This is a genomic window from Sphingomonas faeni (genome assembly GCF_040407495.1).
In the GTDB taxonomy this organism is placed as follows: Bacteria; Pseudomonadota; Alphaproteobacteria; order Sphingomonadales; family Sphingomonadaceae; genus Sphingomonas; species Sphingomonas faeni_D.
In genome coordinates, this window is the sequence record NZ_JAPZPP010000006.1 from 322104 (window position 1) to 328493 (window position 6390).

6 protein-coding genes and 1 tRNA gene are annotated in these 6390 nt (G+C 66.6%); 5 read left to right on the forward strand and 2 right to left on the reverse strand.

Features of this window, described 5'->3' with window-relative positions; genetic code table 11:
• Positions 1-83 precede the first annotated feature (83 nt).
• Positions 84-704 (forward strand): peptidylprolyl isomerase, encoded by a 621-nt coding sequence (locus O6W96_RS18135; protein WP_353470811.1) that lies wholly within the window; start codon positions 84-86, stop codon positions 702-704.
• A 226-nt stretch (positions 705-930) separates the two neighbouring features.
• On the opposite strand, the gene O6W96_RS18140 is transcribed toward O6W96_RS18135, so the two are convergent.
• The gene (locus O6W96_RS18140; protein ID WP_192974499.1) at positions 931-1815 is read right to left on the reverse strand and encodes a diacylglycerol/lipid kinase family protein; all 885 of its coding nucleotides are present in this window, start codon (positions 1813-1815) and stop codon (positions 931-933) included.
• Positions 1816-1906: 91 nt separating this feature from the next.
• Between O6W96_RS18140 and hemB the strand changes: the two genes are divergently transcribed.
• The 3 genes from hemB to O6W96_RS18155 are packed head-to-tail and all read left to right on the forward strand — an operon-like array spanning position 1907 to position 5668.
• On the forward strand, positions 1907-2899 hold the full coding sequence (gene hemB / locus O6W96_RS18145) for a porphobilinogen synthase (RefSeq protein ID WP_353470812.1): 993 nt from the start codon (positions 1907-1909) through the stop codon (positions 2897-2899).
• The gene (locus O6W96_RS18150; RefSeq protein WP_353470813.1) at positions 2896-3435 is read left to right on the forward strand and encodes a GNAT family N-acetyltransferase; all 540 of its coding nucleotides are present in this window, start codon (positions 2896-2898) and stop codon (positions 3433-3435) included. The genes hemB and O6W96_RS18150 overlap by 4 nt, the downstream gene beginning before the upstream one ends.
• Positions 3428-5668, forward strand: a complete 2241-nt coding sequence (locus tag O6W96_RS18155) for a fused MFS/spermidine synthase (protein WP_353470814.1) — start codon at positions 3428-3430, stop codon at positions 5666-5668. The genes O6W96_RS18150 and O6W96_RS18155 overlap by 8 nt, the downstream gene beginning before the upstream one ends.
• A 41-nt stretch (positions 5669-5709) precedes the next feature.
• Here the strand turns inward: O6W96_RS18155 and O6W96_RS18160 are convergent, their stop codons facing one another.
• Positions 5710-6219, reverse strand: a complete 510-nt coding sequence (locus O6W96_RS18160) for a hypothetical protein (RefSeq protein ID WP_353470815.1) — start codon at positions 6217-6219, stop codon at positions 5710-5712.
• Positions 6220-6313: 94 nt separating this feature from the next.
• On the opposite strand from O6W96_RS18160, the gene O6W96_RS18165 reads away from it, so the two are divergent.
• Positions 6314-6390 (forward strand) — tRNA-Arg (locus O6W96_RS18165).

Below are 6390 nucleotides of genomic sequence, written 5' to 3' on the forward strand. Positions count from 1 at the left end.
GCAAACCCAAGCAAAACTTTGCCGCGCGCAATATCGTGTCGCGGGGCCGCTGACAGGAGCGGGGCGACGCGGTAGCGTGGCGGATGATCTCCAGATTCGTCACGCTCGCTCTTGCCGTTGTCGGCGCCGTTTCCGTCTCGGCGCAGGAGGCTCCGCCGGCGCCTTCGCCTGTTGCTCCGGCGACCGTCTCGATCGTGATGACGACGAGCGAGGGGCCGATCACGCTGGCGCTGGAGAAGGAGCGCGCGCCGCTGACGACCGCGAACTTCCTGCGGTATGTCGACCAGAAGCGGCTTGATGGGGTGACGTTCTACCGGGCGATGAAGCTCGGGGCGGATGCTGGGTTGATCCAGGGCGGGCCGCGAGGTGATGCGAAGCGGCTGCTGCCGCCGGTGAAGCATGAACCGACCAGCCAGACCGGGTTGTCGCACGTCGACGCGACGATTTCGATGGCGCGGTTTGCGCCGGGGAGCGCTACGGCGGACTTCTTCATCACGGTTGGGCCGGTGTTGTCGCTGGATGCTAATCCGGCGGGGAGCGGGGACACGGCTGGGTTCGCGGCGTTCGGGCATGTGGTGGAGGGGATGGATGTGGTGAAGCGGATTCTTGCTGCGCCGACGTCGCCGACTGCCGGGGTTGGGGTGATGAAGGGGCAGATGATTGCTGCGCCGGTTAAAATTTTGACCGTTCGTCGGGTCAAGTAACGCCACCACTCAATTCCACCCCGGCGGAGGCCGGGGCCCAATTGGGGAACGTTGCTAACGTAGGACTGCGATCAGTTACTCTGACCTTTCCAATTGGGCCCCGGCCTTCGCCGGGGTGGTGCGCGGATAGCTCACCCCTCCACTAAATTGTTTCCCCGCGAAGGCGGGGACCCAGACTGGGCTCCCGCCTTCGCGGGAGAACAAGGAGGAGGGAACGCCCCCCGCCTCAGGCCGGCGCCATCACCCGGATGATCCCCGCCGCGACCTTCGCCGTCACCGGGGTCTTCGCCAACACTTCGCCATCGATCGAAATCGGCAACGGCGGGATCGTGTTGATCTTCAGGCTCTTCCCCCGAAAGTCCCGCACCTTCTCATGTCGAGACTCGAGCCGGAACACGCTCGCATACCAGTTCTGCACCAGTCGCCGCTTCACGTGCCCCATCACCGCCTGCACCACGATCTCGCCAGAATCGACCGCCGCCGCGTCGACCAGTTCGGTGCCGCCGTGATAGGGCCCGTTGGAAATCCGCACCTCGACGACGCGGATCTTCACCGCGGTCGGGCCCTCGCCGACGATCAACGTAAACGGACGGAAGCGCATATATTGATACGTCGCCCACGCCAGATAGCCGACCTTGCCGAATATCTTCTTCAACCCGTGCGGGACCGTCTCGGCGATCTTAGGACTGATGCCCATTGCCGCGCAGTTCGCGAAATAGTCGCCGTCGATCATGCCGAGATCGATCCGGCGGGGCTTGCCGGTCCGGATCACCTCCACCGCGCCCTCGATATTCAGCGGAATGCCGAGCGTGCGCGCAAAACTGTTGGCGGTGCCGAGCGGCAGGACGCCGAGGATTACGTCGTGGCCGACCATCAGGTCCACCAGCCCGCTGACGGTGCCGTCGCCGCCGCCGAGGATCAGCAGGTCCGGCTTCTTCGCGAGCGCTCGCAAAACCGTCGCTTCGAGGTCTTTCGGGTCCTCGACTGCATGCGCGTCGACCTCATAAGGCAGCCCCGACATCGCCGCACACGCGCGCTTGAACAGCTTCTGGCCCTTGCGCGACTTGGCGTTGACGACGAGCGCGGCGGACGTGATCGTATCGTTCGACATAAGGCCCCCAACGCACGGCATGCGGTTTCGCACCCGTAACGCTTCTCCCGTAAAACTTGATCCGTCGCCGCGCATCCCGCAAAGCCCCGCCATGACCGCAAGCTATCCCGCGCTTCGCCTCCGTCGCACCCGCGCCTCCGCCTGGAGCCGCCGCCTCCACGCCGAGACCGTGCTGACTCCCGCCGACCTGATCTGGCCGTTGTTCGTCGCCGAAGGTGAGGGTGTCGAGCAACCGATCGCCAGCCTGCCGGGCGTGTCGCGCTGGTCGGTCGACGGGATCGTCGCGCGGGGGCGCGAGGCGCGCGACCTCGGCATCCCGTGCATCGCGCTGTTCCCGTACACGCAGGTCGAGCGCCGGACCGAGGACGGTCGCGAGGCGCTCAACCCCGACAATCTGATGTGTCAGGCGATCCGCGCGCTGAAGGACGCGGTGCCCGAGGTCGGCGTGCTGACCGACGTCGCGCTCGATCCGTATACGAGCCACGGCCATGACGGTCTGGTCGACGCGGCTGGCTACGTCGTCAACGACACGACCGCCGAGATGCTCGTCGCGCAGGCGCTCAACCAGGCGAACGCTGGCGCGGACATCATCGCGCCGTCGGACATGATGGACGGCCGGATCGGCATGATCCGCAGCGCGCTCGAAGGGGAGTCGCACCACAACGTCCAGATCATGTCCTACGCCGCCAAGTACGCGAGCGCGTTCTACGGGCCGTTCCGCGATGCGGTCGGCTCGCGCGGGCTGCTGAAGGGCGACAAGAAGACGTACCAGATGGACAATGCCAACGCCGAGGAAGCGCTGCGCGAGGTCGCGATGGACCTGGCGGAGGGCGCCGACACGGTGATGGTCAAGCCCGGCCTGCCGTATCTCGACATCATCGTCCGCGTTCGCCAGGCGTTCGAGGTGCCGGTGTTCGCGTACCAGGTGTCGGGCGAATACGCGATGATCGAGCACGCCGTTGCGGCGGGTGCGGCGGAGCGCGACGTCATGGTGCTGGAGACGCTGATGTCGTTCAAGCGCGCCGGCTGTTCGGGCGTGCTGACCTATCACGCGGCGCATGCGGCGAAATTGCTCGGCGGATGATCGAGACCGAACGGCTGATCTTGCGCGGCTGGCGTGATAACGATGCCGCCTTGCATCATGCGATGTGCGCCGATCCGGCGGTGATGGCGTATCTCGGGCCGGCGCCGACGCTGGCCGATTCCGCCGCTGTGGTTGTGCGCCAGAACGCGACTCTCGCCGACTATGGCGCTTGCTTCTGGGCGCTCGAACGACGGGATACCGGCGCGTTCATCGGCTGGTGCGGGATCAAGCCCGGCCCGGTCGGTACGCCGATCGAGGGGAAACCCGAGATCGGCTGGAGTCTCGTCCAAAGCGAATGGGGGCAGGGATACGCACGGGAGGCGGCGGAGGCTTCTCTCGCCTGGGCTTGGCGTGAGATGGACCTGTCGACGGTCTGGGCGATCACCGTCCCTGCAAACACGGCCAGCCGTGCGCTCATGGAGCGGCTCGGGATGACCCGCGTGGTCGACGGCGATTTCGATCACCCGAAGCTCGCCGACGATGACCGCCTTCGCCGCCACATCCTCTACCGGATCGACCGTCCCGCCTATGTCTGACACCGATGCGATGGAAGTGCGGCCGTTGATGGCACGCTGGTGCCGGACGATGTTCGTGGCGACGATCCTGACGGGCTCGTTCCTGTTGTTCCTCGTCCAGCCGATGGTGGCGCGGATGGCGTTGCCGCGGCTGGGGGGCGCGCCGGCTGTGTGGAACTCGGCGATGCTGGTGTACCAGGCGTTGCTGCTCGCGGGCTATGCGTATGCGCATTGGCTCGGGCGGGTGAGGCCACGCGCGCAGGCGGCGATCCACCTTGGCGTGTTGATCGTCGCGGCGTTGTGGTTGCCGATCGGGCTGATCGCGATGGACCTTCCGGCGGACGCGCTGCCGGCGCTCTGGGTGCCGTGGCTGCTCGGGCTGTCGATCGGGCCGTTGTTCTTCGCGGTCTCCGCGCAGGCGCCGCTGATTCAGCGATGGTTCAGTGCGGCGAGCGGGGGCGGCGATCCGTATGCGCTGTATGCCGCGTCCAATCTCGGCAGTTTCGCGGGGCTGATCGCGTACCCGTTGCTGGTCGAGCCGCTGATGGCGGTGCACGGCCAGAGCCTGTTGTGGAGCGGCGGGTATCTGCTGCTGATCATGCTGGTGCTCGTCTGCGCCACGCGGCTTCCCAAGACCGCGGCAGTCGATCACGTTGCCGCGACCAGCGCGCCGCCGGGCGCGCGGCGGATCGCGCACTGGATCGCGCTGGCGCTCGTGCCGTCGGGGATGATGCTGGCGACATCGACGTACATCACGACCGATATCGTCGCGATGCCGCTGCTGTGGGTGATCCCGCTCGGGCTGTATCTGCTCAGCTTCAGCGTGGCGTTTGCGAACGATCGCTGGCTTGCCGACCTGCTCACGCGGATCGCGCCGATCACGATATTGCTGTTCGGCGGGGTCATCATGGGCGGGGTCAACGAACGGCCGTTCTTCAGCGCGGGGATCGCGCTGGTGCTGTTGTTCATGATCTCGGTGGCGCTGCACACGGCACTGTACCGCAAGCGGCCGGCGCCCGATCGTCTGACCGGCTTCTATCTTGCGATGTCGGCGGGTGGCGCGCTTGGCGGGGTGTTCGCTGCGCTGGTGGCGCCAGTGGTGTTCGACTGGACGTATGAGTATCCGCTGCTGATCCTTGCGGCGGGTGCGCTGGTGCCGCAGATGTATCTGTTCGGGCGATTCCGCGCGCTGTGGATGGGCAAGGGGCCGGCGAAACATGTCGCGCTGCTCGCGATCGTCGTCGCGTTGGTTGTCCTGACCGGCTTGCGGATCACCCATCCCGACGGCGCGTTCGGCGAGAGCCGGCAGGGTCTCGATTTCCTCGTGATAGCCGCAATCGGGTTCGTCGCGATCGGTGCGCGGCGGCCGTACATGGTCGTGCTGGCGGGTGCGCTGGTGCTGTTCGGCGGATATCGGTCGCTCGAGTTCTCGCTCGATCCCGGCGCGCGGGTGCGGAGCTATTTCGGGGTTTATACCGTGCGCAATACGCCGGGCCCGAATGGCGGCGTTCGCGAGCTCGATCACGGGACGACGGTGCACGGCATCCAGTTGCGCGGTTCGCCTGAGCGCGAGCGGACGCCGACGACCTATTACGCGGCTGGATCGGGCGTAGGGCAGGCGATGCAAGCCACACCCGCCTTGTACGGCCCGCAGACGAGAATAGGTGTCGTCGGGCTGGGGACGGGGACACTGTCTTGTTACGCAAAGCCCGGTCAGCACTGGCGGTTCTACGAGATCGACCCGGCGGTGGTGCGGATCGCGCGCGATACCGGGCAGTTCACCTATCTGTCGCGGTGCCTGCCCGAGTCGGAGATCCGGATGGGCGATGCGCGGATCGCGTTGGCGCATGACGAGCCCGACAGCCTCGACCTGCTCGCGCTCGATGCGTTTTCATCGGACTCGGTGCCGATGCACCTGATGACGCGCGAGGCGTTCGCCACCTATGGCCGGGTGCTGTCGCCGCGCGGCCTATTGCTGGTGCATATCTCGAACCGGTTCATCGATCTGGAACCGGTGATCGCGGCGGCGGCGCGCGAGGGCGGGTGGACTGCGGTCGAGCTGAAATACCGTCCGTCGAGCTTGCTAGTCGATCGCGCGTCGGCGTCGGACTGGGTGGCGTTGTCACGCGATCCGCGTGCGATTGCCGCGCTGCAGTCGGGTGATCCGGAGTGGGCGCCGCTGGCGGCGCGCAAGGGCTTCACCGCGTGGACCGACGATTATTCGACGATCCTGCCGTTGCTGAAGGGGTTCTAGCCGTCTGATCCTCCCCCTGACGGGCGAGGATCAGCAACGGATCAAGCGGCGGGGAGGCTCGCCTGGATGCGCGTGATCGTGACGCCCTGGCGATCGTTTTCCGCCTGTGCCTTGTCGCGGATCGCGGCGAGCGCGGGATAGTCGGCTTGCAGCTTGGCAGCGCGATCGGTGGCGCGTTGCTCGATGTCCGTTACCAGTGCGGACGATTGCGCGCGCCAGTCGTCGAGTCCGGCAAGTGCGGTCTGCGCGGCGAGCCACGCGTCGCTGCCGACGGCGCCGCCGCGTGCGGTCCGGGCGAGGGCCTCGGTCTTGGCTGCGTCGCGGGTGAAGCCAGTGGCGATCGCATCGAGCTTGCCCGAGATCGTCCGGATATCTGCATCGAGCGCGGGATCGGGCGCGGCCACCGCGGTCTTCACCTCGGGTTCGGCGAATCCGAGCTTCTCGACCGGGCGCAGTCCGAGCGACGGATAGGCGGTGGTATCCTTGCTGCATGCGGACGCCGCGAGCAGGGCGAGTAGCGACAGCGAGCGGAGCGGAGCGGCGAGTTTCATGCCCGCCGCTCTATGCGTCCGCGTCGCGCGACACAACTTTATCGCGCTACGCCCTTGCGCCCCCGAAAATGCCTGCTATCAGCGCCCCTCCAGTGCACCCATAGCTCAGCTGGATAGAGCATCAGACTACGAATCTGAGGGTCGGGCGTTCGAATCGCTCTGGGTGCACCA